Source organism: Streptomyces sp. NPDC048415 (genome assembly GCF_040651675.1).
GTDB lineage: Bacteria > Actinomycetota > Actinomycetes > Streptomycetales > Streptomycetaceae > Streptomyces.
On record NZ_JBEZKJ010000112.1, the window covers coordinates 1 to 23,968 of the forward strand.

General features: G+C 68.6%; 16 protein-coding genes and 2 pseudogenes. 7 read left to right on the top strand and 11 right to left on the bottom strand.

Translation table 11 applies throughout. From position 1 onward, the window contains the following. Positions 1-71: 71 nt before the first annotated feature. The gene (locus AB0D27_RS39520; RefSeq protein ID WP_362518811.1) at positions 72-1,118 is read right to left on the bottom strand and encodes a zinc-binding dehydrogenase; all 1,047 of its coding nucleotides are present in this window, start codon (positions 1,116-1,118) and stop codon (positions 72-74) included. A 132-nt stretch (positions 1,119-1,250) separates the two neighbouring features. After that, positions 1,251-4,472 (bottom strand): cytochrome P450, encoded by a 3,222-nt coding sequence (locus AB0D27_RS39525; RefSeq protein ID WP_362518814.1) that lies wholly within the window; start codon positions 4,470-4,472, stop codon positions 1,251-1,253. An 865-nt stretch (positions 4,473-5,337) separates the two neighbouring features. On the opposite strand from AB0D27_RS39525, the gene AB0D27_RS39530 reads away from it, so the two are divergent. Beyond that, positions 5,338-5,994 (top strand): TetR/AcrR family transcriptional regulator, encoded by a 657-nt coding sequence (locus AB0D27_RS39530; RefSeq protein ID WP_362518816.1) that lies wholly within the window; start codon positions 5,338-5,340, stop codon positions 5,992-5,994. 717 nt (positions 5,995-6,711) lie between these two features. Here AB0D27_RS39530 and AB0D27_RS39535 read toward each other — a convergent pair. The 4 genes from AB0D27_RS39535 to AB0D27_RS39550 all read right to left on the bottom strand — a co-directional run bounded on the left by AB0D27_RS39535 (position 6,712) and on the right by AB0D27_RS39550 (position 9,371). Beyond that, positions 6,712-7,509, bottom strand: a complete 798-nt coding sequence (locus AB0D27_RS39535) for a TetR family transcriptional regulator (protein WP_362518819.1) — start codon at positions 7,507-7,509, stop codon at positions 6,712-6,714. Positions 7,510-8,266: 757 nt separating this feature from the next. Next, positions 8,267-8,596 carry an NIPSNAP family protein gene (locus tag AB0D27_RS39540; RefSeq protein WP_362518822.1) on the bottom strand — a complete coding sequence of 110 codons (330 nt, stop codon included), beginning with the start codon at positions 8,594-8,596 and terminating at the stop codon, positions 8,267-8,269. A gap of 70 nt (positions 8,597-8,666) precedes the next feature. After that, the gene (locus tag AB0D27_RS39545) at positions 8,667-9,086 is read right to left on the bottom strand and encodes an SsgA family sporulation/cell division regulator (protein ID WP_362518824.1); all 420 of its coding nucleotides are present in this window, start codon (positions 9,084-9,086) and stop codon (positions 8,667-8,669) included. Positions 9,087-9,113: 27 nt separating this feature from the next. Then, on the bottom strand, positions 9,114-9,371 hold the full coding sequence (locus tag AB0D27_RS39550) for a hypothetical protein (RefSeq protein WP_362518827.1): 258 nt from the start codon (positions 9,369-9,371) through the stop codon (positions 9,114-9,116). Positions 9,372-9,880: 509 nt separating this feature from the next. Between AB0D27_RS39550 and AB0D27_RS39555 the strand changes: the two genes are divergently transcribed. The 3 genes from AB0D27_RS39555 to AB0D27_RS39565 are packed head-to-tail and all read left to right on the top strand — an operon-like array spanning position 9,881 to position 12,663. Further along, positions 9,881-10,090, top strand: a complete 210-nt coding sequence (locus AB0D27_RS39555; RefSeq protein ID WP_362518830.1) for a ferredoxin — start codon at positions 9,881-9,883, stop codon at positions 10,088-10,090. Continuing rightward, positions 10,080-11,435 carry an FAD-dependent oxidoreductase gene (locus tag AB0D27_RS39560; RefSeq protein ID WP_362518833.1) on the top strand — a complete coding sequence of 452 codons (1,356 nt, stop codon included), beginning with the start codon at positions 10,080-10,082 and terminating at the stop codon, positions 11,433-11,435. Before AB0D27_RS39555 ends, AB0D27_RS39560 begins: the two co-directional genes overlap by 11 nt. Before the next feature lie 43 nt (positions 11,436-11,478). Continuing rightward, positions 11,479-12,663 carry a cytochrome P450 gene (locus AB0D27_RS39565; RefSeq protein ID WP_362518835.1) on the top strand — a complete coding sequence of 395 codons (1,185 nt, stop codon included), beginning with the start codon at positions 11,479-11,481 and terminating at the stop codon, positions 12,661-12,663. Between the two features lie 105 nt (positions 12,664-12,768). Here the strand turns inward: AB0D27_RS39565 and AB0D27_RS39570 are convergent. Next, positions 12,769-13,405, bottom strand: a pseudogene (locus AB0D27_RS39570) (TetR/AcrR family transcriptional regulator). Positions 13,406-13,670: 265 nt separating this feature from the next. Here AB0D27_RS39570 and AB0D27_RS39575 point away from each other — a divergent pair. Both AB0D27_RS39575 and AB0D27_RS39580 read left to right on the top strand, forming a co-directional pair. After that, complete coding sequence (locus AB0D27_RS39575) at positions 13,671-16,133, top strand: SpoIIE family protein phosphatase (protein WP_362518838.1); 2,463 nt, start codon at positions 13,671-13,673, stop codon at positions 16,131-16,133. A gap of 80 nt (positions 16,134-16,213) precedes the next feature. Then, positions 16,214-18,697: a SpoIIE family protein phosphatase gene (locus AB0D27_RS39580; protein ID WP_362518841.1), complete on the top strand. Its 2,484-nt coding sequence runs from the start codon at positions 16,214-16,216 to the stop codon at positions 18,695-18,697. 120 nt (positions 18,698-18,817) lie between these two features. On the opposite strand, the gene AB0D27_RS39585 is transcribed toward AB0D27_RS39580, so the two are convergent. The 4 genes from AB0D27_RS39585 to AB0D27_RS39600 form a co-directional block, all read right to left on the bottom strand. Further along, positions 18,818-19,471 (bottom strand): TetR/AcrR family transcriptional regulator, encoded by a 654-nt coding sequence (locus tag AB0D27_RS39585; RefSeq protein WP_362518844.1) that lies wholly within the window; start codon positions 19,469-19,471, stop codon positions 18,818-18,820. A gap of 364 nt (positions 19,472-19,835) precedes the next feature. Next, entirely contained in the window at positions 19,836-21,746 is a 1,911-nt protein-coding gene (locus tag AB0D27_RS39590; protein WP_362518847.1) for an SMC family ATPase, read from the bottom strand. A gap of 1 nt (position 21,747) precedes the next feature. Beyond that, complete coding sequence (locus AB0D27_RS39595) at positions 21,748-22,947, bottom strand: exonuclease SbcCD subunit D (protein WP_362518850.1); 1,200 nt, start codon at positions 22,945-22,947, stop codon at positions 21,748-21,750. Positions 22,948-23,319: 372 nt separating this feature from the next. Continuing rightward, a complete protein-coding gene (locus AB0D27_RS39600) occupies positions 23,320-23,529 on the bottom strand; it encodes a hypothetical protein (protein WP_362518853.1) in 210 nt (69 codons plus the stop codon). A 134-nt stretch (positions 23,530-23,663) separates the two neighbouring features. Between AB0D27_RS39600 and AB0D27_RS39605 the strand changes: the two are divergent. Then, a pseudogene (locus AB0D27_RS39605) lies at positions 23,664-23,968 on the top strand (integrase); the annotation flags it as partial.

Below are 23,968 nucleotides of genomic sequence, written 5' to 3' on the forward strand. Positions count from 1 at the left end.
GGTGCTCCCTCAAGCACCGGCGCCCACTCACCCCTGCCCGAGGTGGTCTTGATGAACTTTCTGTTCAGTTATCAGGGAACGAGGATGAGGCGGATCGGGTCGCCGATCTTGTTCTCCAGCCGGTTGACCGCGTCGGCGGCCTCTGCGAGCGGGATGTGGTCGGTGATGGAGGGGGCCAGGTCGAGACGGCCGACCTCGGCCAGCCGGACCAGCTCGGTGACGGACTCGGGGCTGCCGCCGTAGTGGCCACGCACCTGCTTGCCCAGGTAGTTGAAGGTCAGACCCTCGGTGATGGTGAGGGGCCTGGGGCTGATGCCGACCAAGATGAGGACTCCGCCCATGCCGAGTGCGGCGGCGGCCTGCTCGCGGACCGCCGGCACGCCGGCGCAGTCGAAGGCGAAGTCGAGGCCTCGTCCAGCGGTGGCCGCGCGGACCTGGTCGGCGAAGTCGGGGGCAGCCGGGTCGAGGGCGAAATCCGCGCCGAAGGCCAGGGCGCGTTCCCGGGCGCTGGGCAGCGGGTCGACGGCGATGATCGGTGCGGCGCCGGCCAGGCGGGCGAGGCGTACGTTGTGGGCGCCGACTCCGCCCACGCCCCAGACGCCGACGGACTGGGCGGGGCGTACTCCGGCGGTGGTGACGACGGCGGCGTAGGGGGTGGAGACCGCGTCGGGGATGATCGCGGCCTGGTCGAAGGGGAGGGTGTCCGGGATGGGGATGAGGGTGTCCTCGCGGGCGAGGGTGTACTGGGCCCAGCCGCCGTCGTAGTCGATGCCGGCGGTGAGCATCTGGGTGCAGGGGCGGCGGCGCACGCAGCCGGCGCACTGGCCGCAGGTCTTGCCAGCCTCTAGGGTGACACGGGTGCCGACGGTCAAACCGCGCTTGAGGTCGGGGCCGAGGGTGTGGATCACACCGGAGACCTCATGCCCGACGGTGACCGTGTCGGAGGTGGCGAACAGCGGGACGAGGGAGCCGTCGATCAAGTGGACGTCCGAGAGGCAGACGCCGGCGGCCTTGACCTCGATGAGGACCTCGCCCGGACCGGGCACGGGGACGGGGACCTCCTCCACAGCGAACTTCTTGCTGTCCAGGTGGAAACGTCCGGCGAGCATGGTGTCCATGGTGCTCTGCTTTCTGTGAGCGGCACTCCCGGCGGTTCGGGCCGATGGGTGCCGTGTGGTGCCTCGTGGGTGGGTGGTGGCCGGGAGGAGTGCGGGTATCAGGACGACCGCACGCCTCCCGGCGTCTGAGGGTCAGGCGAAGACGTCCTGCTGGTAGCGCTCGTCCGCTTCCAGTTGGGCGAGCCACTGCTGGGCGGCCTCGTCGTCGCTGCCGGTGTGCTTGCGGTAGATGGCGGCGAGCGCCTCGCGCACGGCGGGTGCCATGCGGCGGCCGTCACCGCAGACGTACAGGTACGCGCCATCCTGGATGGCCTGCCACACGGTGTCGGCGGCGCCTGCGATGGCGTCCTGGACGAACCGGGCCGGGTGGCCGGTCACCGCGGAGAAGGCGGTGTGCACCTGGGCGATCCCGGCCTGCTCCCAGTCCTGCATCTCCTGCCGGTAGAAGTAGTCGTGCTCCGGGTGGCGGCAGCCGACGAAGACCTGGGACAGGCCCACCTGGGTGCCATTCGCGTGCTGGTGGGCACGCTCCTCCAGGAAGCCGCGCAGCGGCGCGATGCCGGTGCCGGGGCCGATGAGGAGCAGCGGCGTGGCGGGGTCGGCCGGCGGCGCGAACGTCGGGGAGGGCACGCGCACGTAGCCGTAGAAGACGTCACCGGGATTGAGGCCTGCGATGTAGGAGGAGCAGGTGCCGCGGTACCGGCCGTCGCCGGACAGGGCCGGGCCTTCCAGCAGACCGACGGTCAGCCGCACGTGCCGGGGATTGGCCAGCGGGGAGGAGGAGATGGAGTAGAAGCGGGGGCGGATCGGGCCCAACATGTCCAGGAAGACCGCCAGCGGCAGTTCGACCGCGGGGAAGCGCTCCAGCAGGTTGAGCACGGAGACGCGCTTGCCCAGGACCTCGGTCTGGTAGCGCTCCTCGGCCTCGGCGGTGTCGGCCGTGTAGGCCTCCAGCTGCGGCCGGGTCCACGGGCACTCGGTGTGCCCAGCCAGCGTCTGTACCTGCGAACGGGTGGCCACGTCCTGCAGCTCCACGAACTCGGTGAACAGCAGACCCGCGGTGACGGGCGTGCCCACCGGGAGGTGCGTGCGGCCGCCGGCGGGCTGGTCCAGACGCAGGACCTGGTCGCGGTCGACGCCGAGCCGCGCGAGGGCGCGGTTGACCAGCGCGGGCTCGTTCTTGGCGAAGACGGCCAGGTGGTTGCCGGTGTCATAGGTGACACCGTCGGGGAGTTCGATGGTGATGGACTTCGCGGCCGGGCGCGGCGGCTCGATGCTGAAGTCCCACAGCCCGGTCGCGTCGCTGACCAGCTCCTCGTTGGCGACCACGGTGAGGGGGTAGGCCTGCTCGGAGACGATCGCGGGACGCACCTCCGCCTCGGTCAGCAGCTGCACCTCGAAGCGCGGCCCGGTGGTTTCAGAGGTGTCGGCGGCGTACTCCTCGGCCAGGGTGGTCCACAGGGTGTCCATCCAGCGGGTGGCCATGCCGTCGAAGTCACCGGCGGCGTCCGCGATGCCGCGCTCGATGACGCGGGTGGCGCCGGCGGCCAGCAGGCCTGCCTCGATCCGCTTGGGGAAGCCCTGGTAGGTGGCCACCCACTGGGTGTTGCCGGCACCCAGCAGCGCGAACCGCACGTTGGACAGCGAGCCCTCCGGGAGTCCGGTGGCGAGCAGGTCGTCGAAACGCTGCGCGTTGTCCGGGGCCTTGCCGTTGTAGCTGGAGGCCACGACGACGAGCAGGCCCTCGGTGGGCAGGTTGTCGCCCAGCTCATCCAGGCCGACCAAGGTGGTGCCGAATCCGGAGCGCTCACCGCGGTCGGCGATGGTGCGCGCCAGGTCCTCGCACGAGCCAAGGCTGGAGCCGTAGGCGACGGTCAGGTTCACCCCGACACCACTGACCGCGGCCTGCGCCCGCGTGTCGTCGCTCTGCAGGTCCACTGCGCCGAACACGGTCCGCTCATGCTCCTGACGGGCCCGCACGTTCAGTTCGAAGCCGCCGGGCTTGCGCGTCAGCGCCTCCTTGACGTCCATCTTGTAGTCGTCGGTGTCGGCGAACTTGAACTTCTGCAGCACCAGCGCGAGGGCCAGACGGGCCTCGGTGAGCGCGAACTGCCGGCCGATGCAGGCACGCACGCCGTTGCCGAACGGCTTGTAGGCGTGCGGGTGTTGGTTGACCCGGTTCTCCGGCAGCCACCGGTTGATGTCGAACTCCTCCGGCCGCTCCCACGCCTTGGGGTGGGTGTGCAGCGGACCCTCAAGGATGTTGACCCGCGCTCCCTTCTTCAGCCCGTAGCAGCCGCCGATGACGGTGTCCTCCAGCGGGGACTTGCCGATCATCGGGATGGGCGCCCACAGGCGCAGGGTCTCCTCCAGGATCCGCGGGATCACGTCCATCTGCATGATCGTGTCGTAGTCCGGGACCGTGTCACCCGGCAGCAGCCGGTCCACCTCGGCGTAGGCCTGGGCCAGGATGTGCGGGTTGCGCATCAGCGAGTACGTGGCGAACGACAGCAGACCACTGGTGGTCTCGTGACCAGCAATCAGGAACGTCACCACCTGGTCACGGACGTTGTCGTCGTCCAGCCCCTTGCCGGTCTCCGGGTCCGTGGCCTCCAGCATCAGGCCCAGCAGGTCGTCCTCACCCGTGCCCTTCCCGTCACGGCGCTCCTTGATCACACTCTCGACCAGGTCCCGCATCAGCCGGATGTTCTCGCGGTACTTCTTGTCATCGGCCTTGCGCATCTTGGTCATCATCGGCAGCTCCTGCGAGCGCCGCAGCGACTCCACCAGCGCCTGCAGCAGCGCGTTGAGGAAGGGGTGCAGATCCTCCTTGGCGAAGGAGTCGAACCGGTAACCGAAACCCGACAGGGCGATGGTGTCCAGGGTCAGCCGGGTGTAGTCGTCCGTGATGTTGACCGGCTGGCCCTCCTTACGCTCCCACTTGCCCACCAGGTTCTGGGCGATCTCCAGCATCTGCCCGAAGTAGCCCTTCATCGCCCGCTGGCTGAAGGCCGGGAGGAGGACTCGGTGCGCCATGCCCCATTCCTCTTCGTGCTGGTGGGCCGTGAACAGGCCGGCTCCCGCGTAGTCCCGGACATGGGCCAGCGGCGTCTTGTCGATCTGCTTGAAGAACCGCGTCTCGTCGCAGACCTCGGCCACCAGGTCCGGGTCCCAGACGAAGACCTGCTCGATGCCGGCGATCTCCATGCCGTAGAGCCCCTCGGGGAACTGCTTGGACAGCTTGCCGAAGTACTCCACCGGGTTGGTGCTGGGGATCTGCGGCGTGTGGCCGAAGAGCGGGACCCCCCGCGGAGACCGGATGGGCCGCAGATCGGTCTCGGGCTGTGTGGTCATGACTGGCTCCTTCAAGGGGAAAGGCGGGCAAGGGTGCCATTCGGTGTGGCGGGGCGCCGGTACAGCAGCACCCGGTTTCCATACGCTGTATGCCTACAGAGATACCATACGACGTATGGAAACTCAATCGGCAGACCTGGGGTCCAGAAACAGGAATGTTCGGCTCATCAGGGGCGGCGTCGCTCGCGCAGCGGGGTCGCATCAAGATCAGGCGCTTCCCAACGCGCTCCCGGCTGGAGGAAGCGAGGGGCAAGGCCGGTCGCCCTCAGCCGGCGGCTTGACCGGGCTTCTCCTGGCGTGTGCGACCCATGGAGGACATCTGCGGTCCGCGACGGCGGCCGCGGCGACATCCCGGTGAGCAGCCAATCCCCCTGCCGGCCAGTACGCATCGCGGCGGTCGGGTCTGCACCCATGCGTGTTGGCGGCTGGCGGCAGCGCAGAGAAGCAGGCGCGTGTGCCGCCTCGCGGCGACGCCTCTACGCCTCTATGCCGCGCTCGATCGGTCCGGCGTCAGTCCGTGAGATCGGGCCAGGCGGGTGCGCCAGGGTCTCCTCGGCAGGGCATACCTGCGATCTGCTGCCGCAGGCGAGCACACCAGAGAAGGGGGCGGCGGCCGACACGCCTCGCCTGGTTCTATGCCTGCACGCGTCAGGCGGCAGTGCGCTGAGGCCGCTGCTATAGCGTCTTGCTGCACTCCTCGAGCGCAGCTTCCAGTCGAGCCCTTTTCCTGTCCAAGGCGCGCCTTGGCGACCTCGTCGCCCACCAAGGCCAACCAGTCCGGGACTGTCCGCGAAGCCGGAGGAACGGGTGGCTGAAAACGGCGCCACTGCCCTCCACATTGGCGAAGGCTGGTACCGTACACCGTATGGCGACTGACCGGAAGCCCCCTCGGGGCACGAGAAAGAGGGACGTACCGCTCACCAAGGACGGCATCTACGCCATGGCGTTGCAGCTCATCGACGCCGACGGGGTCGAGGCGCTCACCATGCGCAAACTCGCGACCTCGCTCGATGCGAACCCGATGTCGCTGTACCACCACGTGCCGAACAAGGACGCCGTGCTGCGCGGCGTGGCCCACCGGGTCGGTTCACAGTTCAGCGCGGAGGAGCGGGGAGACATCCCCTGGCAGGACCGACTGCGTGAACTGGCCCGGGACTTCCGCGAACTGTCGCACCGTCACCCGAAACTGATGGGGTATTCGTTCACGCGCCCCGACTATGTGCAGCCGGAGGACCCCTTCTGGCAGGCGCTGATCGACATCCTGGCCACCGCGAAACTGCCCGAGGAGCAGATTCCGCGCGTCGCCGCGACCCTGGTCGGTGTGTTCACAGGTTTGCTGCTCAGCGAACTGAACGGGGCACTGCAGCGGTGGGCCACTCTGCCACCGGCACCGTCGGGCCCCGACGAGGAAGAAGCACCCCCGCCCTCCAAGGACGTGATCGACACCATGTTCAACTCCACGCTGGACGCCGCGGTCGCCGGAGTGGAGAACCATGTGACACGAGCCCGAGAGAGGGTGTGACGAAAGCGAAACGGCTCCGGTGGGGCGGTGCGCGGTCCGGCGGCGTCCACGCCGGGCTGGCCTGGTGTCGCCGCGACAACGAAGGGCCATAGTGGAGGCAGGAGCATAGAGAGGCCGCTGCGATGTCCGGAGCGCCGACACAGCACACGTCAGCCCGGTACCTGCCGATCGCCGAGCACGGCCTGATCGGGGATCTGCGCACAGCGGCCCTGGTGGGTAACGACGGGACCATCGACTGGTATTGCTGCCCGCCCCTTCGACTCCCCTAGCGTGTTCGCCGCCATCCGGGACGCGGACCTGGGCGGGGCGTTCGCTTCGGCTACAGCGCCCAACCCCACACCCTGCGGATACTGGAGGGCGCCCCTCTGTTCGCTTCAGAGGCGCTGACGCCTGACCGCGACGGTGCCGCTCGAGTCCGACGGGAAAGACGTACGGACCGAGTTCACGCTGTCCCAGCGCGACACGGCGGTCTTCGCGCTCGAGCGGGTCACCGACGAGACTCCGCCGCGCGGCTGCCCGCACGCCGAGGCCGAGCGGGAGTTCACCGCCACGGTCGCCTGCTGGCTCGCCGATGACGCTCAGGAGCGGTTGCTGCCTGTAGTCGCTCCGGATCAGGTGTCGGCGCACGCCGTCCCACACACGGTGGGGTCGGGGACGCCGTGGATCAGAACTGCAGGCATGACTGAACAAAAACAGCATGTCTGGGCTTTTGACCCCTCACTGCTCTTTCGGCTCGAAACCGGCCGCCATATCCGAGATGGGATTCCCCGGGGACTCTCCTTCGCAGCGTGCGGCCGGTGGGCGGAGTTGACGGGGGATACGTCCGGACGCGCGCAAGGAGTTCTGCGGGGGCTGGCCGTCGCGCTCACCGGCGTGATCGGCTGTGAGCCGGCTTTCCAGGCCGCTGATGATCGTGTCCAGCACCAGGCGGAACATCCGGTCCTCGCCAAAGCCCTCGTTCGTCGGCCCACCCTCGCCGAAGGCGGGTGTGGTGGGCTGGAGGTTCGACCACCGGTGGAGCGCGCCGTTGAGCTCGGCGATCATCACGCCGATGACAACGGCGCACACGAGCGCGGCGAGCTGCGGGATCTCCGCCTGCGGCACCCCTGCGGCGTCCAGTACGGCGGTGAGCGCGACCCAGAAGGGATCTTCGGGCTGGATGAAGTCCGGCTGGCCGAACGAGTAGGCCATGAGGTTGGGGTGGCGGTGTGCCAACGTCCGGAAATCCGTGGCAAGTAGGCGCATGCGCTCCTGCCAGGGAGCGTCCTCCAGTGTCACGGTGCGGAACCGGGCGCCGACCATTCTCGCCACGCCACGCAGCAATGCTTCCTTGTTCGGCACGTGGTGGTACAGCGACATTGGGTTCGCGTCCAGCGCGGCGGCGAGTTTGCGCATCGTGAGCGCCTCGACCCCGTCCGCATCGATGAGCCGCAGGGCGGAGGTGCAGATCCCTGCCTCGGTCAGAGGCACATCCCTCTTCCGAGTACCTCTAGGGACACGCTTCGCTCTTTCCATACGATGTATGTTATCAAGCCGGAGGCCAGCGAGGGGGACTCGCCGCCCGTGGCGGCGATCACTCCTGCGGACCTACGTACGGCACCCGAACGGGCGGGACGGGCCGTGGCTCCTGTCGCTGGAGGTCGCCAGCGGCCCGTGGTCGGGCGGGCTCAATCTGCGGCGCATGAGGAGGCACCCATCACATCCGGGAAGGCCCTCTCCACGCGGCCGCTGCAGATGCGCAGTGTGCTGCGGGTGGGCCGGGCGGCCGACCCGGGGCCGACCTGACGGTGTACACCGTCGGCGGATCCATCTGCGCGCCCTCCGGGAGACAGCCCGCCCTAAGCCACCTCGAGCTCACCCTTGCCGCTGGTTCGCTCGCCTGGATGGTGTGCATCGTCTTCGGTCTCGTACCGGTCCCGGGAACCGCAGCGTCTGGCGGTTGGCAGGGCCTGGACGCTACCGTGCGGCTCGCTCGCACTCCGGACCGCGACGTGCGCATGCCTTCGGCCGGCCCAGCTAGCGGACACGGCAGCAGCCGAAGCTTGGCGCACGGTGTCGCCGATACGGGTTCACTCCCCGGCTGACTGGGCTTCCATGTCACTGGGCGTCGGCCGCCCGTACTGACGCTCATTCAACCGAATCTTCCGCAACTCCCCCCGACCTCGCCGATCTCGTCCATGCCCGCTGCCGTCCGGCGGGCGGCTTGGCGGAGTTGCGCGGCGTTCTGACACGAACGACAAGCCGCTGCACACCTCGAGCGGCTCGGTACCTGTCACCGCAAGGGTGAGTCGGCGGTGGGCGTCAGCACGGACTCGGCGACGCGGACGATCTGGCTGATGTCGAAGCCCTCCATGTCCGCACGGAATTCGGGGCTGGACAGGTACGCCTCCAGCCGCTCCTGAACATCGTCGGCGTCCCTGTAGGAGACGAGGGCGTACAGCTGGGGCGACTCACTCCCGGGGGCCGCAGGCACCGTCCAGACGCCATGTGTGGCGATCCTGTGCTTGGCCATACCGGGAATGTGCTTGGCCCAGATGTTCTCGTAGGCGACGAGCGCCTCAGGGCTGCGCAGTGTGTAGACACGGAGCTGGTACTGGGACATGAACACTCTTTCCTTCTCTTCTGTCGCCGGGTCAAAGGTCCTCAGCGGCACGGCCGTTGGGCGGCTTCTCTCAGCCTTTCGCGAACAGGTTCGCAAGTTCGAGCTCCCAGTCGATGTGCCCGGACTCGGTACCCGGTGGCACCAACGCCTCCGTGTCCTCCAGAAAGGTCCTGACGTCCTGCACGGGAACCTCGAGCAAGGCGGTGCCCGCGGGAGACCCGAGGACGATGTACATCGCTTGGTCACCACGGCCGACGGCCGGCCAGACCCGGATGTCCCCACAGCCGGCGGAACCCCTCAGGCCATCGGCCAGAAGATCACGCCCCAGGACCCATTCGGCCAGCTCGTCAGTGTGGGTGAAAAAGGTGGCACGGACGACATAGGGATCAGCGGGCTCGTAGCGCAGGCTCATGCGCATGGACAGCGAGTAGGTGCGCGAGATGACAAGCTCTACGGCCACCCCCTGCATGACGATCTTCAAAGACTCCATCGACTTTCACTCCTGCCTGGGCGGCGTTCAGCGACCGCTGATCTCATCCGGGCCGTCGTGGTGCCAGCCATGGATCTCGTCCCAGGAGTAGCCCAGTTCGAGCAGGTAGCTGACACCATGGTCCCAGCGGTAGTCGCCGGCGTTGACGCTGAGGGCCGGGCGCTGGACGTGCGCGGATGCAGACGTCGCGGCCGAAGCGGTGCCCCCGGCGCCGAGAACGGCGACACCCGCGACCGCCACAGAGAAAGCGGTGACGGCAACGCGCCGCCTCTGGAGCTTCTTCATGGTCTTTCCTTCCCGATTGTGCGATCTGCACCATCAGCTGCATGCAGGCGATGTGCGGCGCCTGGCCTGGTCCGAGCGAACTCTTCCATACGACGTATGGAAGTACTCCCCTAGGATTACCATACGCCGTACGGAACTGTCGAGGCGGCGAAAATGGCCCGTTCGGCCGGCAGCGGCATGAACAGCTCGACGTCCTCGCCGAGACCGCGTCGGCCGCCTGGACGAAGTCCGCTTGGCCTTCGAGAAGATGCTCACCTGAACCGACCACCTCGGGCTCTGCACCGCGGAGATCAGCCACAGCGGCGAGCAACTTGCCAGCTATCCGCGGGCGTTCATCCACCTTTCCCTCATCGGCGCGACCTTCGGAATCGACCACGTCCTGGGCTGAGCCCTCGCCCCTGAGGGACGAGTTGCCCGGGATTTCCGTCGCCGGAGCCGTGGCGTGCAGGCGCCCGGGTCCGGCCCCATGCTGGAAACGAGGGGGTGAGACAACGGAGGGAGTGGTGGGGATGCAGACCGTTGTGGATCTCACGCGCTGCCAGGGCTATGCGCAGTGCGTCTTCCTCGCGCCGGAGGTGTTCGAGCTGCACGGCGCAGAGGGGTTGCTGTACGCCACGGCCGTGCCCGACGACCAGGTCGAGCGCGTCCGCCAGGCCGCGGCTGCGTGCCCGGTGCAGGCCATCCTCCTCGGTGAGGAGGTGACCGCCGGTGCCCGGTGACCTCAAGAACGGCCGCATCGTCATCGTCGGCGCCTCGCTGGCCGGGCTCAGGGCCGCGGAGGCACTGCGCGAGGAAGGCTTCACCGGCTCGCTCACCGTGGTCGGCGACGAGCCCCACCCGCCCTACGACCGACCGCCGCTGTCCAAGCAGGTGCTGCTCGGCCAGGCAACGGCGGAAACCACCGGGCTGCCGATGCGCCGGGACCCGAACGCCGATTGGCGGCTGGGCGTGCGGGCAACCGGGGTGGACCTGCTCGCGAAACAGGTGCTGCTGGAGGACGGCGAGTCACTGCCGTACGACCGGCTGCTGATCGCCACCGGGACCCGCGCGCGGCCCTGGCCCAACCCGCAGGAAGCCGCCCTGGACGGGGTGTTCACCCTGCGCACCCGCGAGGACGCCGGGGGACTGGCCCAGCGGCTGGCCGCCGGGCCGGAGCGCGTGCTGGTGATCGGCGGCGGCTTCACGGGCTCGGAGATCGCCTCGGCCTGCCGGGAACGGGGACTGGAGGTCACGGTCGCCGAACGCGGCCCCGCACCCCTGGTGGGCGCGCTCGGTGGCACCCTGTCGAAGCTCGCTGCCGTCATGCAGCGCAACCACGGCGTAGACCTGCGCACCGGGGTGACGGTCACCGCCCTGCGCGGGAACGGCAGCTTCACCAGTGCGGAGCTGTCCGACGGCAGCCGCGTCGACGCCGACGTCTGCGTCGTGGCACTGGGCGCAGTACGCAACGTCGAATGGCTGGCGGAGTCCGGGCTGGCGGCAGGCCCGCGCGGGATCGCCTGCGACGCCGGATGCCGGGCCTTCAACATGTACGGAATCGTCACCGACGACGTCTTCGTCGCCGGTGACGTCTCCCGCTTCCCCCACCCGCTGTTCGGCTACCAGATGCTCTCCCTGGAACACTGGGGAAACGCGGTCGAGCAGGCCGAGGTTGCCGCCCACAACATGGTCAGTCCCGGGCCCCTGCAGCGCCCGCACCTGGCCGTCCCCTCGTTCTGGTCGACCCAGTTCGGGCTCAACATCAAATCGGTGGGCGTGCCCACCTACTCCGACCACGTGGTCATTGCCCAGGGCTCCCTGGAGGCGCGTCGCCTGGCAATGGTCTACGGCTACAAGGGGCGGGTCACCGCCGCGGTCACTGTCGACATGGCCAAGTCGCTCGACTACTACAAGCACCTCATCGAGACGGCTGCTCCGTTCCCGCCCCCGCCCGGCGCCCAGGACCGTGCGATCGCGGCCGACATCGCGATTCCGTCCGACGTGCCGGATCCGAGCGGGCTGTCCCACGGCCCCACCGTGGCGCTCACCGGTCACCTTCCCGATCGACGGCTGACGGTGGTGTAGCCCACGGACTGACCTACGTCCCGCCCAACCACAAGGAGCCACGATGGCCTCCGAGACCTTGCTCGCACGGATCACCGACTACGCGAGTCGCCCCAACCCCTACCCGCTGTACGCGGAACTCCGCGAGGCCGGTCCCGTGGTGCGGCAGGCAAATGGCAGCTACCTGGTCGGCGCCTACCACGAGATCGCCGCTCTGCTCCACGACCCGCGGATGAGTGTCGACCCCCGCAGCCGTGGCGAAGTGACACACAAGCCGCCGTTCCTGCGGCTCGACGACCCGGAGCACCACAGGCTGCGCACCCTCGCCATGCGGCCCTTCGGCCCGCCGCACAGCCCGGGCCGGGTCGATGCCATGCGCGGCGAGATCGACCGGATCACCAAGGAACTGATGGAGTCCTTCGAGGCGGGCCGGCAGATCGACATCGTCGACGATTTCGCCTACCCGCTGCCCGTCACGGTGATCTGCCGCCTGCTCGGCGTACCGCGCGAGGACGAGCCGCTGTTCCGGGCCTGGTCCGACGCTCTGGTCGCAGCCGCCGACGTCAGACCCGAAGAGGACACCACCGAGGCGGACAAGGCGGGCGACCAGGCGCGCATCGAGATGGGCGGGTACCTGCTGAACCTCGCCGAACAGCGCCGTGGCAAGCCGAGCGACGACATGCTCTCCGCCTTCGTCAACGAACCGGACCCGGCCCTGCGGCTCACCCAGGAGGAACTTGCGGAAACCGCCGTGCTGCTCCTCATCGCGGGACACGAGACCACGGTCAACCTGATCACCAACGGGGTGCTCACCCTGCTGCGCCAACCCGAGCACCTGGACCAACTGCGCCGTGACCCCGACCTGCTGCCGCGAGCGGTGGAGGAACTGCTGCGCTACGAACCTCCGGTCCACATACGTGAGCGCCTCCCACTCGCCGACATTGAGGTCGCCGATACGGCGATCGCCCAAGGTACCCCCGTCATTCTGGTGCTGGCCTCGGGCAACCGCGACCCCAGGCGGTTCCACGATCCCGACCGGTTCAATCCCACCCGCCCGGACAACGCGCACCTCGGCTTCGGAAGCGGCATCCACGTCTGCTACGGCGCACCCCTGGCCCGCATCGAAGCCCAGGCCGCACTGGGCGCACTGCTCCCCCACCTCGGCACGGCACGCCTGGCTCAGGACCCGCCCCCCTACCGCCAGAACGCCATGCTCCGCGGACCCCGCCACCTGCCCATCCAACTCTGAGGCTGCGGGGCGGCGACAGCAGGCGAGAAAGACCAGTCACCCCGGTAGGCCGCAGGAACCGGTGCGCAGTCGGCGCCAGTCGGCCGGTGCGCGACAGGATGCTCTTCACGCTACTGCAGCGGGAAGGGACCGCCTGGCGAGGTCACGGGCCTCATCCGGGGAGATGCCGAGAATGTGCAGGATCATCTCTGCCATTGTGCCTGCGGCCTGGTCGCTGTCGGCCCCGGGCTGGACACCACGACTCCAGGAGCGCCAGCAGGCTGCCGTTCAGGGCGGTCAGGGCGATCACCGGGTCGATCACGGTGAACCGGCCTGCGGCCATGCCCTGCTCCACGTCGCGCTTCGCGCGCGGAGCCAGTCCGTCGCCGGCGCATATCCGACCGAGCTCGCTGTGGCCGAGGATCTGGATGAGCTCCGGGTGTGACTCGGCCATACGCGCGCTGAGCCGCATGCCCCCAGCGAGGCGCTCAGCGGGATCATCGACACGGTGCAGGCGTTTGTCGACAGCTTGGGCGTACTCCTCCAGCGCGTCGGCCACGGCCTCGTCGAACAGGTCCGGCTTGCCCGTGAAGTGGTTGTAGAAGGAGCCGAGGCCCACGTCCGCACGCTCCGCGATGGCATGGATGCTGGCGCTGGTGCCGCCAGACTGGGCCAGGATCTGCCGCGCGGCGCGGACGAGTGCCTGGCGGGTCTCTGCCCGACGGCGTTCGAATCGGTTCCTGCGTGGGGCTGGCATCGGCATGCTCCGCGAATAAGAGCAGCAGTTCTGATGAATTCATCACTGCACTGCTGGCCTCGACTGTCCACCCTGGCCCGCCAACCGGTCCCGCGGCCGCGGGACGTGACAGCGTGCGATCATATCTGGCAATTTGATCAATTTCGGTGGACTTGACGATTAAGCCGTCGTATCTGACTATTCCATCAGAAGTGGACAAAGTCGTCCATCGGGCCGGCGTCGCACATGCCGACGCTGTCGCACACATCTGCACCGATAGGGAAAGAACCCGATGACGAACACCGACCACATGTCACTCGCCGAGCCGGTGAGCCCCAGAGAGACACCCGATGCGGCAATAGCGATGCTCGATGAGGAGGGGACTGTGGTGGGGTGGACGCACGCCGCTGAGCAGCTTGTCGGGTACTCGGCCGGGGAAGTGGTGGGCCGGTCCGCCGCACACGTGCTGCCTCCCGCCGAACACGCCCCGAGGGCTTCGGCGTTCGCCGAGCAGTGCCGCGCCCAGGGTGGCTGGTCCGGCACCGTGACGGTCCGCCACCGCGACGGCCACGCCATCAAAATGACGCTGCGGATCTCACTGCTGTGGGGGCAGGACGCCAGCACCCGGTGGCTGGTGTCCGTGACCGACATAGGCACCCTGTCCTCGGGGGTGTCCAACGGAGCTGTGCGGGAGTCGCTCCTGGCCCACTCACCGGTCGGCATCGCCGTCTATGACCCGCAGCTGCGCTGCACTTGGGTCAACGACGTCATGGAGCGCCACGACGGCACTCCTCGTGAGCGACGGTTCGGACGCCGCCTGCGGGGCTCACTGCCCGCCGTCGAGGCCGAAGCGCTCGAGGTGGTGATGCGGCAGGTGCTGGAGAGTGGCGCCACCATGGTCCACGAGTACCGGGCGTGGTCGTCGACGGACCGGCGCCGGGAGCACGCGTTCTCGGCCTCGTTCTTCTGCCTCCGGGACGCGGACGGCACGGCACTGGCAGTGTGCTCCATGAGCGTGGACGTCACGGGCAACCGGCGGGCACGCGAGCGCCTTGCCATCCTCAGCGAAGCCAGCACGCGCATCGGCAGCACCCTCGAGGTCATGCGGACCGGGCAGGAACTGGCCGACCTTGCCGTGCCCCTGCTGGCCGACCACGTAATCGTCGATCTGGTGGAGTCGGTTCCGTTCGGCGTGGATCCCTCGGCGGAGACCGGCAACGCGAACGACCGCCCACCTGTGCTGCGCCGTGCCGGTGTGGCCTCCGTCGACGCGGGTATCCTCAAGTTGCCGTGGGTGCGCCAAGAGGTGATCCGCCCCTTCCCGACCTCGCTGTTCGCCACCGTCCTGCGCACGGGCAGGTCTTACCTGGAATCGGTGCTGGACACCTATTCGGGCCCCTGGACCCTTCACGACCCGATGCGGACGCAGAAGCTCCGTGACAGCGGCGTCCACTCTTTGATGGTCGTACCCATCCGTGCGCGGCGCTGTGTGCTGGGACTGGCGGTGTTCGGCCGCTCCGAGGAGGCGACGCCGTTCCAGGAGGACGACCTCCTGCTTGCCGAGGAACTCGTCACCCGGGCCGCGCTCAGCCTGGACAACGCTCTCCAGTACGCTCGCCAGCGCACCGCGGCCCTGACGCTCCAACGCGACTTGCTCCCCCATCATGTGGGAGGCGGCGCCGCCCTCGATGTGGCCTCGCGCTATGTGCCGGCTGACATGGACCACGGCGTGGGGGGCGACTGGTTCGACGTCATCAAGCTGTCTGGCGCCAGGGTGGCCCTCGTCGTCGGAGATGTGGTCGGACACGGCATCAACGCCGCGGCGACGATGGGCCGATTGCGCACCGCCGTCCGCACGCTCGCGGACATGGAACTGCCTCCCCACGAACTGCTGGCGCACCTCGATGACACGGTCAAGCGGCTGGGCGAGGAAGATGCCGACGCTCCGGACCAGCTCCCCCCGGCGGTGGGCGCCACCTGTCTGTATGCCGTCTACGACCCGGTCACCCGGCGGTGCACAATGGCGCGGGCCGGGCATCCCCCGCCCGCGATCATCGACCCGCAGGGCCGTGCCACTTTCCCCGACATGCCCGCCGGGGCCCCGCTCGGCCTCGGCCTCGGTCTGGTTCCCTTCGAGTCCGTGGAACTGGAACTGCCCGAGGGCACTCTGCTCGCGCTCTACACAGACGGTCTGGTCGAATCCCGGGACGACGACATCGACGTGGGCCTGGATCGACTGGGCGCCGCCCTGGCAGAGACCAGTTCGTCCCTGGAAGACCTGTGCTCTCAGGTGATCGAGACCTTGCCGACTCAGGCCCCGGCCGACGATGTCACCTTGCTCCTTGCACGGACTCGCGGACTCGAACCGGCCCAGGTCGCCTCCTGGGAACTACCGAACGAGCCGGCCGCCGTCCCCATCGCCCGGCAGGCAGCCGCCCGTCAGCTCAGCGAATGGGGGCTTGATCATCTGGTGATCACCGAGGAGCTGATCGTCAGTGAACTGGTCACCAACGCCATCCACTACAGCGGCGGGCCGATCCGCCTACGGCTCATCCAGCACCAGGTCTTGACTTGCGAAGTCGCCGACAGCAACCCCAGCCACCCACGCCCCCGTCATCCCCACGTCATCGACGAGAACGGCCGCGGTCTTTCCCTCGTCGCTCACTTGTCCCGCAGGTGGGGCTCCCGCTCCGCAACGGACGGCAAGGTCGTCTGGGCCGAACAAGACATGCCCTCCAAAGCCGTTGCGATCTGACGCGCTGCCGACCGGGCGGCCGACGGCCGCCACAGCCTGCCGATCTCTCGAGCGGCAGGCTCTCGCAAAGGAAGCCACAGATGGACATAGAGAATGTCAAGAACGCCTACTCGGCAGGCGCCTCCCTAGGATCGACGGGCGTCTCCGGTTCCGGTCCCAGCGGGGGGTTGCACGCCTTCGACGGTCCGGCAGCCGCCGTGCTCGACAATCGAGGCGCGGTGGTGCGGTGGACCGGGGCGGCAGAGGAGCTGACGGGGTTCCGCGCAGAGGAGGTCTGTGGCCGCCCCGTGCGGGAACTGGTGGCCGACCTCCCGGAGGACCTGCGCGACGCGGAAATGCCGGCGTCCGGCCGGGTACGGCTGTGGCACCAGTGCGGCGACACCGTCGATGTCACCTTCCGGACCACCAAGGTGGGGGGCTCCGGCTCGGCGGAACTCCTCGTCCTGGCGGCCCCTACCCACCACGTCGCCGGCCGCGAGCAGGGCGCGGCGCTGCTGCGTGCACTGTCCGCACAGGACCGGATCACCATCGCTGTGTACGACACGGATCTCACCACTGTGCAGACGAACGCCGCGCCGGACACTTTCGACGGCCGTCCAGTACAGCCCGGCGCTCGGCTGAGCGACGTGCTGGACGCCAAGGACGCCGAGAGCCTCGAGGCACTACTGCGCCAGGTAATCGAGACGGGTGCCCCAGTGGTCCGCAGAGACCAGCACGTGAGCTGTCGGAACGGTTCGGCGCGGCAGCGCGCGCTGTCGCTGTCCGCCTTCCGTCTGGAGGACGCGCGAGGACGCCCCACAGGGGTCGCAGCCCTGTACTACGACAACGCTGACCAGATGCGCGCCCGCCGTCATCTGGATCTCGCCCGCGAGGTGGCCGAGCGAGTAGGAGGATCCCTGGACGTCGTGCGCACTGCGCAGGACCTTGCGGACGTTCTCGCACCTGCGTTCGGGGATCTCGCCGCAGTCGACCTTGCGCACTCCGTTTTCGACGGGGACGAACCCTCGAAGCAGCTGAACGGTGGAAACATGGGCAACGCGGCCCTTGCGCCGACCACCGCGGTGTGGCCGGCCGGCATCAAGCGCGGCGAGTCCATCCCGCCCCTTCCCGACCACCCCCTGCTGCGCAGCTTCCGACACGGCGAGCCAGTCGTCTTCGGCCTCGACGACTTCATCGCCATGGTCAGAGACCCGCAGCTGGTCGAGTATCTCGTCCCGAAGGACACCCATTCGGTGATGGTGGCACCGTTGCATGCCCGCGGGCACACGCTCGGCGCCATAACGGCCTGGCGCTGCGGCCGATCCGACACCTTCACCGAGGACGAGGCGGATCTCATGAAGCAGATCGCCTCACGGGGTGCGCTCGCCATCGACAACGCCCGCCGTTACACGCGCGAGCACAAGGCGGCCGTAGCGCTGCAGCAGCGCCTCCTTCCCCCGGCCACGACCGACACTCCGGCAGCCGAGACCGCTGGCGTCTACCTGCCCGCAGGCGGCGGAGCGGACATCAGCGGCGACTGGTATGACGCCATTGCTCTGCCCTCTCTCCGGGTGGCCCTTGTCGCCGGAGACGTGGTCGGCCACGGCATGCCCGCAAGCGCCACCATGGGCCGCCTGCGCGCCGCCATCCAGACGCTCGCGGACCTGGAACTCGAACCGGACGAGCTGCTCACCCGAATCGCCGACCTGGTCCAGCGCCTCGCGGCCGAAGCCCCACTCGGCGACCGCGACATCGTCGGCGCCACCTGCCTGTACGCGGTCTACGACCCGGTCACCAAGCGCTGCACCATAGCCAGTGCCGGCCACCCGCCACCCGTCCTGGTCCGGCCCGACGGGACCGCCGAAGCAGTCCGGATCTCCCCAGGGCCACCACTCGCCCTCAGCGGCATGCCGTACGAGACCACCGTGATCGACGTCGAGCCGGGCAGCGTCCTCGCTCTCTGCACCGACGGCCTGGTCGAACGGGGCGATCGCGACACCGGCCAAGGCCTGCGGCGCCTGACGGAAGCCCTCGCCGCATCCTGCCGTCCGGATCGTGCCCTGGACGAAACCGGCCGGGCTCTCCTCGCCGACCTGGCAGACCAGGCGCCGCGCGACGACGCGGCCCTGCTGCTGGCCCGCACCCGCGCCGTCCCAGCGGCGGACACCGCTCACTGGGAAATCCCGGCCGATCCGGCCGCCGTCTGCAAGGCTCGAGAGTGGATAACCCGCCAACTCACCATGTGGGGCCTGGACGACCTCCTCTTCACCACCGAACTCATCGTCAGCGAACTGGTGACCAACGCCATCCGCTACGGTCGTCCGCCGATGGACCTCCGCCTGATTCGCCACAACGTCCTGGTGTGCGAGATCACCGACTCCAGCAGCACCCAACCCCGCCTGCGGCGTGCCCGCACAACCGACGAGGGAGGACGCGGCCTGTTCCTCGTCGCTCAACTCGGCGGACGATGGGGCTGCCGCCATGGCCAGAACGGCAAGACGATCTGGTCCGAGCAAGCCATTTCGGCTACCCCTGAAGCTACGGCTCACCGAGGTGGGTCGCGGCAGAGTCACCCACAGCTCTGATGTCTCTCGACCCGGGGTGCCATGACAGCAGCTACCCGGGGCCGGAGTCTGCAAGCAGGAGCAGACTCCCACCTCGTGGCCGCGGCGCGGCTCGGCTCGATGGAGGCACAGCGACCGGAATCAGGTGCCATCACCGAAGCCGGGCTTGGCATTGATCACGGAAGAGACGTCCACGACCACGCCACTCGCACGTTTCTCCGGCACCCCGGCAGCGATCAGGGTGGCGATGACGAGAGGGACGACATCATCATCCACTGCCCCATCATTAACGCTCTCCAGCAAGGCGACCGTCAGCGCTTCCAGTCCGGCGCTGAGCACCACGGGCGGCAGGTGGGAATGGAAAACTCCCTCCCGCTGTCCCCTCTCCAAAATGTCCGTCGCCGCGTCTCGGATCGGAGCCAGGATCCCCGTTACGCGTTCGGCTCCCAAGTGCCTGCGAGCCAGCGCCAAGAGCATCCGGTACCTGTCTCCCACGGGCCACATCGCAAGGAACAGCCGCGCCAGGGCCCGCTCAGCCGGCTCATCCAGCCCCACCGCGTCCTCCGCCACCTCCCGCAGCGCTGCGGACGCCTCGTCGGCGAGCGCGACCAGCAGGGCTTCCCGCCCGGGAAAATGCCCAAAGAGCGTGCGCCGCACGACACCGGCGGCTCGCGCGAGCTCCTCCATCGTGATGTTCGGGTTCCGGCCGAGCTCCTGGCGGGCCGTGTCCAGGATGCGCGCCCGGTTGGACCGTGCATTGCGGCGCTGAGGCGCGCGGGCCACGGGCTTGCTCACGACAACCTCGGTAGGTCTGCATTGCAGGGTGGCGGCGCAGAGGCCAATCGGTACGTCCGATTTTGGCAGAAGCGGGAATCGCCTGCTCTATCGGCCCATCGCTGTGCGCCATTCTCGCCAGCAGCCGCCGCATGTGAAGTTCGCACGGACATGCTGGCCATCCGTACCGGACCCAGCCGGGCTGGCACACCTCGCAGGAGGACTCGATGCGCGGCCTCGGCAACCCGGCGAACCTGATCGAGCTCGATCTGCCTGCGCCTGCGCATGGCATTACTCACGGCGACACTGGCTACTGACACCACGAGCAGAGACAGAAGGTTGCTGTACACCTGGCCACCCCAACTCCGGTGAAGGCTGGCCGTGATCACGATGACAGGCGCAGGCTCCAGCCGCGGCCGAAAGAATGCCCGTTGGCGTCAGCGAAGCCAAAGCCGGTGTCGCGGCGAGGATGGGACCGGTTACCACAGCATGTGCGGGCGAGAGCTCGATCACCAGCGCGAACAGTACGATCACGAACGGCGCTCCCTGCCCGAGCCTGAAGAGGACCCGGCCATGACCGCCCGCCCCTGTTTGGGCCGCCTGTTCGCGGAGCCGGTGCAGAGCGGCTGCGGCGGCGTCCTGTGTGGCCTTGGCCTGCTCGTGGAGGGCTTCCGCGTCCTGTTCGTCCTGGCGTGTGGGCTGCCCCGTCCTGGGGGGCGGCGGGCGCCGGGTGGGTGCAGGATCCGCAGACCGGGCAGGGGGTTTCGTCGGTGAGGGTGGCGGCGAGTTCGGCGGCCATGCCGTCGGTGCGCCGGCGGCGGATGGTGAGGTAGTCCTGGCCGGTCTGGCCGGTGATGGTTTGCGCATCGGACAGCTGCTGCTCCGCCTTGGCAATCTTCGCAAGGTGAGTGTCGCGGCGGCCGGCGGCCTCGAGGCGGGTCTTGAGGCTGTCCAGGGTGCTCTGGTGGCGGCGGCCTTCTTCTTCGGCCTGGCGGGCGGCCTCCCGCCGGGCTTCAAGGGTGCGGCGGCGGGTGGGTTCTGCTTCGAGCCAGTCCTGGGCGGTGCGTTGCCGGCTGGCGAAGTCCTGCCGTTCGGCGTCGGTGCGCTCCAGCTCGGTGGTCAGCCGGAGGACGGTGTCTTCTTCGGGGACGAGGGCGGTCAGGACGGCAGCTTCGGCGCGAAGATGCTGCTCGGCGGTTTCCAGCCGGCCGGCGTCCAGGTCCTTGTGCTCGGGCAGCAGGTGCTCGCGGGCGGTGCGTTCGGCGCTCTCGGCGCGGGTGTGGTCGTCTGCGGCCGCGTCCGCCGCATGCAGCAGCGGTGCTGCCTGCTGGGCACGGCGGGCCCGGTCGCGGCGCTGGACCAGTGCGTCCTTGTGCAGGCTCTGTTCGTGCAGCAGGTCGAGCCGCTGCCGGGCGCTGGTGTAGGTGGCCTGCTGCCGGTGGAGTTCACGTGCAGCTGCTTCGAGCCGCTGCTGTCCGGCCAGGTTCTCCTTGGCCGCTGCGGCTACCTGGAGTGTCGTGGCGTGGGCGGTGCGGCCGACGCGGAGGAGATCCTGGGCCCAGGCTCGGGCGGGCTCGGTGAGGGTGTGCGGGTCGTCGGGAGTGGGTGCCGTGCACTGGGTTGTCAGGTCGCCTCCGGCGACCTGGTGGATGCGTTCGGCCAGGCGCAGCACGTCGGCGCGGGCGGCGTCGCGGTTCTTCTCGGTGGTGCGGCTGTGGTCGCTCAGCCAGCGCTCGATGAAGGTGAAGCGGCTGGTGCGGAAGAGTTTGCCGAGGAGTTCTCGTCGGCCGTGGGCGTCGGCGTGGAGGAACTTGGTGAAGTCGTTCTGCGGCAGCAGGACGACCTGGCAGAACTGGTCGCGGCTCATGCCCAGCAGGTCGGTGACCTCAAGGGCGGCCTCCTGGTGGGACTTGCTGGACGGTTCCCAGTGGCCCTTGCCGTCGGCGTCGACGGCCCATTCGCTCAGGCGGGTTTCTGACTTCTGGGAGGTCTCGCCTTCACCGGATCGCTTGGGCCGCATCTGAGCGGGGATCCGGTGGATGCGCAGGCGGCGGCCTGCGAGGGTGACTTCGGTCAGGAGACTGGCGGGAGCGTGGTGGCTGCGCAGCAGCAGGTCGCGGTCGCCCGGTGGCTTGCCGTAGAGGGCGAAGCAGATGGCCGCGAAGACGGTGCTCTTGCCTGCTCCGGTGTCGCCGTGCAGAAGGAACAGGCCATCGGCGGACAGGGAGTCGAAGTCGATGGTGTGGGTGCCGGCGAAGGGTCCAAAGGCCTGCAGGGTCAGGTTGTGCAGGCGCATGTCAGACGGTTTCCTTCTGCTGCTCGTTCAGGCGGGATGCTTCGACGGCCTGCTGGAGCAGGTGGTGCTCGTCCGGGGTGGGCTCGGTGCCGCGCATGCTGCTGATGAAGTCGCCGGCGATGTCGAGGTCGCCGCGGCCGCGGATGCGTTCGCTGTAAGTCGGAGTGTTCGTGGCCTGGGCGGGGATGAGGACGGGCTCGTGCTTGAGGCTGGCGGTGTGGGGGAAGCGGCGGCGCAAGCGGGCCATGGCCTCGAAGGGCAGAGCGGTGTCGGTGAGGGTGACCTCGAGCCAGGCATCCTCCAGCGGTTCGTGGTCGGGGTTGGTCAGAAGGTCTTCCATGAAGCCGGTCACACACTCCAGGCGCAGCGGCACGGGGCAAGCTCGGCGGGTGAGGGCGGGAACGGCATCGGCGGCGAGGTCAACCAGGGTGATCGACTTGGCGTGGCTGGCTTCAGAGAAGGAGTAGGCCAGCGGGGAGCCGCTGTAGTGGATGCGGTCACTGACGCGCTGGGGGCCGTGGAGGTGGCCCAGGGCCACGTAGTCGATCCCGTCAAAGACGTCGGCGCCCACGTGGGCGACACCACCCACGGCGATTTCGCGTTCGCTGTCGGTTCCCTCGCTCTCATCGCGTTCCTCGGGCTGCCCGGTGCCGGGGGTGACGAAGGCGTGCGCGAGGACCACGGACCGGGTGCCGGCCGGCTGATGGTTGGTGAGGTCGGCGTGGATACGGTCCAGGGCTGCGGTCAGTACCGCGCGGTGGGAGACGGCTTCGGCTTCCAAGCGGTCGCGGACCATCGACGGCTCGAGGTAGGGGATGCCGTACACGGCCACAGGGCCGTCGGCGTCTTCGAGGAGGACCGGAACGTCGCAGGTGCCGGGGTCGGTTCTCAAGTGGATGCCGACACGGGCGAGAAGGCCGGATCCGACCCCGAGGCGGTGCGCGGAGTCGTGGTTCCCGCTGATCATGATGATCGGCACATCGAGGTCGGCAAGCTGGTGCAGAGCGCGGTTGAACAGGCGCACGGCATCCAGGCTGGGAATGGCCCGGTCGTAGACGTCTCCTGCGACGAGGATCGCGTCGACGTCCTCGGTCCGGGCGGTGTCGACCAGGTGATCGAGGAAGGCAGCCTGGGCGGGGATCAGGTCTTCTGTGTGGAACCGGCGGCCCAGGTGCCAGTCCGAAGTGTGCAGAAACCGCATGAGCACAGACCGTAACCACAGAGACGGTAGCTACGTGCGGTTTTCCCGATAAGCAGCCTCATATCAGAGGCAGTCGGGGCAGAGGCAAACACTGGATCCCGCTGCCGCCATCAGCCTTGCTCGCCCTGCACTGCGGCGGTGAGGCACCTCTCCCCCGGCGTACCCCGTCCACCGCCTGGTCTCCTCCTGGATAACAAGCCCTGCGGATCAGCAACGTTCCATGAGCGCCTGGCGTGCTGCACGTTCTCGGCGGACGCGTTGCGGATCAGCCGCCCCCGGGTTGTCAGTGCGTCGACATGCGGCTCGATGCGTGCCCCGTGGACAGCCAGGCCAAGAGGGGGTCCATGAGACGTCACAGCCAGGCGCCCGGGCTCAGCCGGTTGTGTCCGGGAGCCGGTACTCGTACTTACGGGGCCTCAGATCCTCCTCGGCCGGCTCCCAGTCGGGATAGTGCGAAACCCTGGCCTCACTGGCGGTGTACGGGTCGGTGTGGGTGTCGACCTTGATATCGCTGACGACGTAGAGGTCGACGGTGTTGTTCTTGTCCCGGGCGGGCAGGACCTCGTTGATGGTCAGTTCCACGCTTGTCGGGGCCCTGCGGGTGCCGATAATTCATCCGCCCAGGTCACGGTCTTGATCGCCGGTCGTTGGCCGTCCTCGCCGCTCGCCCCCAATGTGGTCACGTGCGCAGGGCATCGGCGGCATCATGATCTGTCGTGCTACTGCGCTTGGCCTATCTCGCTGCGACCAACACCCTGGCGCTCCTGCGCCTGCTGCCGATCAGCGACCGCGACAAGGACACCGAGATATTGGCGCTGCGGCACCAACTTCTTGTCCTGCAGCGCCAAGCCCGGAAGCCGGTGTTCACCGAGACCGACCGCGCGATCCTCGCCGGCCTGCTGCACCAACTCCCCAAAGATAAGCTGCGGCACCTCCTGCTCCTGGTACGCCCCGACACGATCCTGCGCTGGCATCGCAACCTGCTCAAACTACGCCATGCCACGACCTGCACGCCCAAACG

Coding starts and splice junctions, on each gene's coding strand:
- AB0D27_RS39520 (WP_362518811.1), bottom strand. CDS start 1,118: ATGGACACCATGCTCGCCGGACGTTTCCACCTGGACAGCAAGAAGTTC.
- AB0D27_RS39525 (WP_362518814.1), bottom strand. CDS start 4,472: ATGACCACACAGCCCGAGACCGATCTGCGGCCCATCCGGTCTCCGCGG.
- AB0D27_RS39530 (WP_362518816.1), top strand. CDS start 5,338: ATGGCGACTGACCGGAAGCCCCCTCGGGGCACGAGAAAGAGGGACGTA.
- AB0D27_RS39535 (WP_362518819.1), bottom strand. CDS start 7,509: ATGGAAAGAGCGAAGCGTGTCCCTAGAGGTACTCGGAAGAGGGATGTG.
- AB0D27_RS39540 (WP_362518822.1), bottom strand. CDS start 8,596: ATGTCCCAGTACCAGCTCCGTGTCTACACACTGCGCAGCCCTGAGGCG.
- AB0D27_RS39545 (WP_362518824.1), bottom strand. CDS start 9,086: ATGGAGTCTTTGAAGATCGTCATGCAGGGGGTGGCCGTAGAGCTTGTC.
- AB0D27_RS39550 (WP_362518827.1), bottom strand. CDS start 9,371: ATGAAGAAGCTCCAGAGGCGGCGCGTTGCCGTCACCGCTTTCTCTGTG.
- AB0D27_RS39555 (WP_362518830.1), top strand. CDS start 9,881: ATGCAGACCGTTGTGGATCTCACGCGCTGCCAGGGCTATGCGCAGTGC.
- AB0D27_RS39565 (WP_362518835.1), top strand. CDS start 11,479: ATGGCCTCCGAGACCTTGCTCGCACGGATCACCGACTACGCGAGTCGC.
- AB0D27_RS39575 (WP_362518838.1), top strand. CDS start 13,671: ATGACGAACACCGACCACATGTCACTCGCCGAGCCGGTGAGCCCCAGA.
- AB0D27_RS39580 (WP_362518841.1), top strand. CDS start 16,214: ATGGACATAGAGAATGTCAAGAACGCCTACTCGGCAGGCGCCTCCCTA.
- AB0D27_RS39590 (WP_362518847.1), bottom strand. CDS start 21,746: ATGCGCCTGCACAACCTGACCCTGCAGGCCTTTGGACCCTTCGCCGGC.
- AB0D27_RS39595 (WP_362518850.1), bottom strand. CDS start 22,947: ATGCGGTTTCTGCACACTTCGGACTGGCACCTGGGCCGCCGGTTCCAC.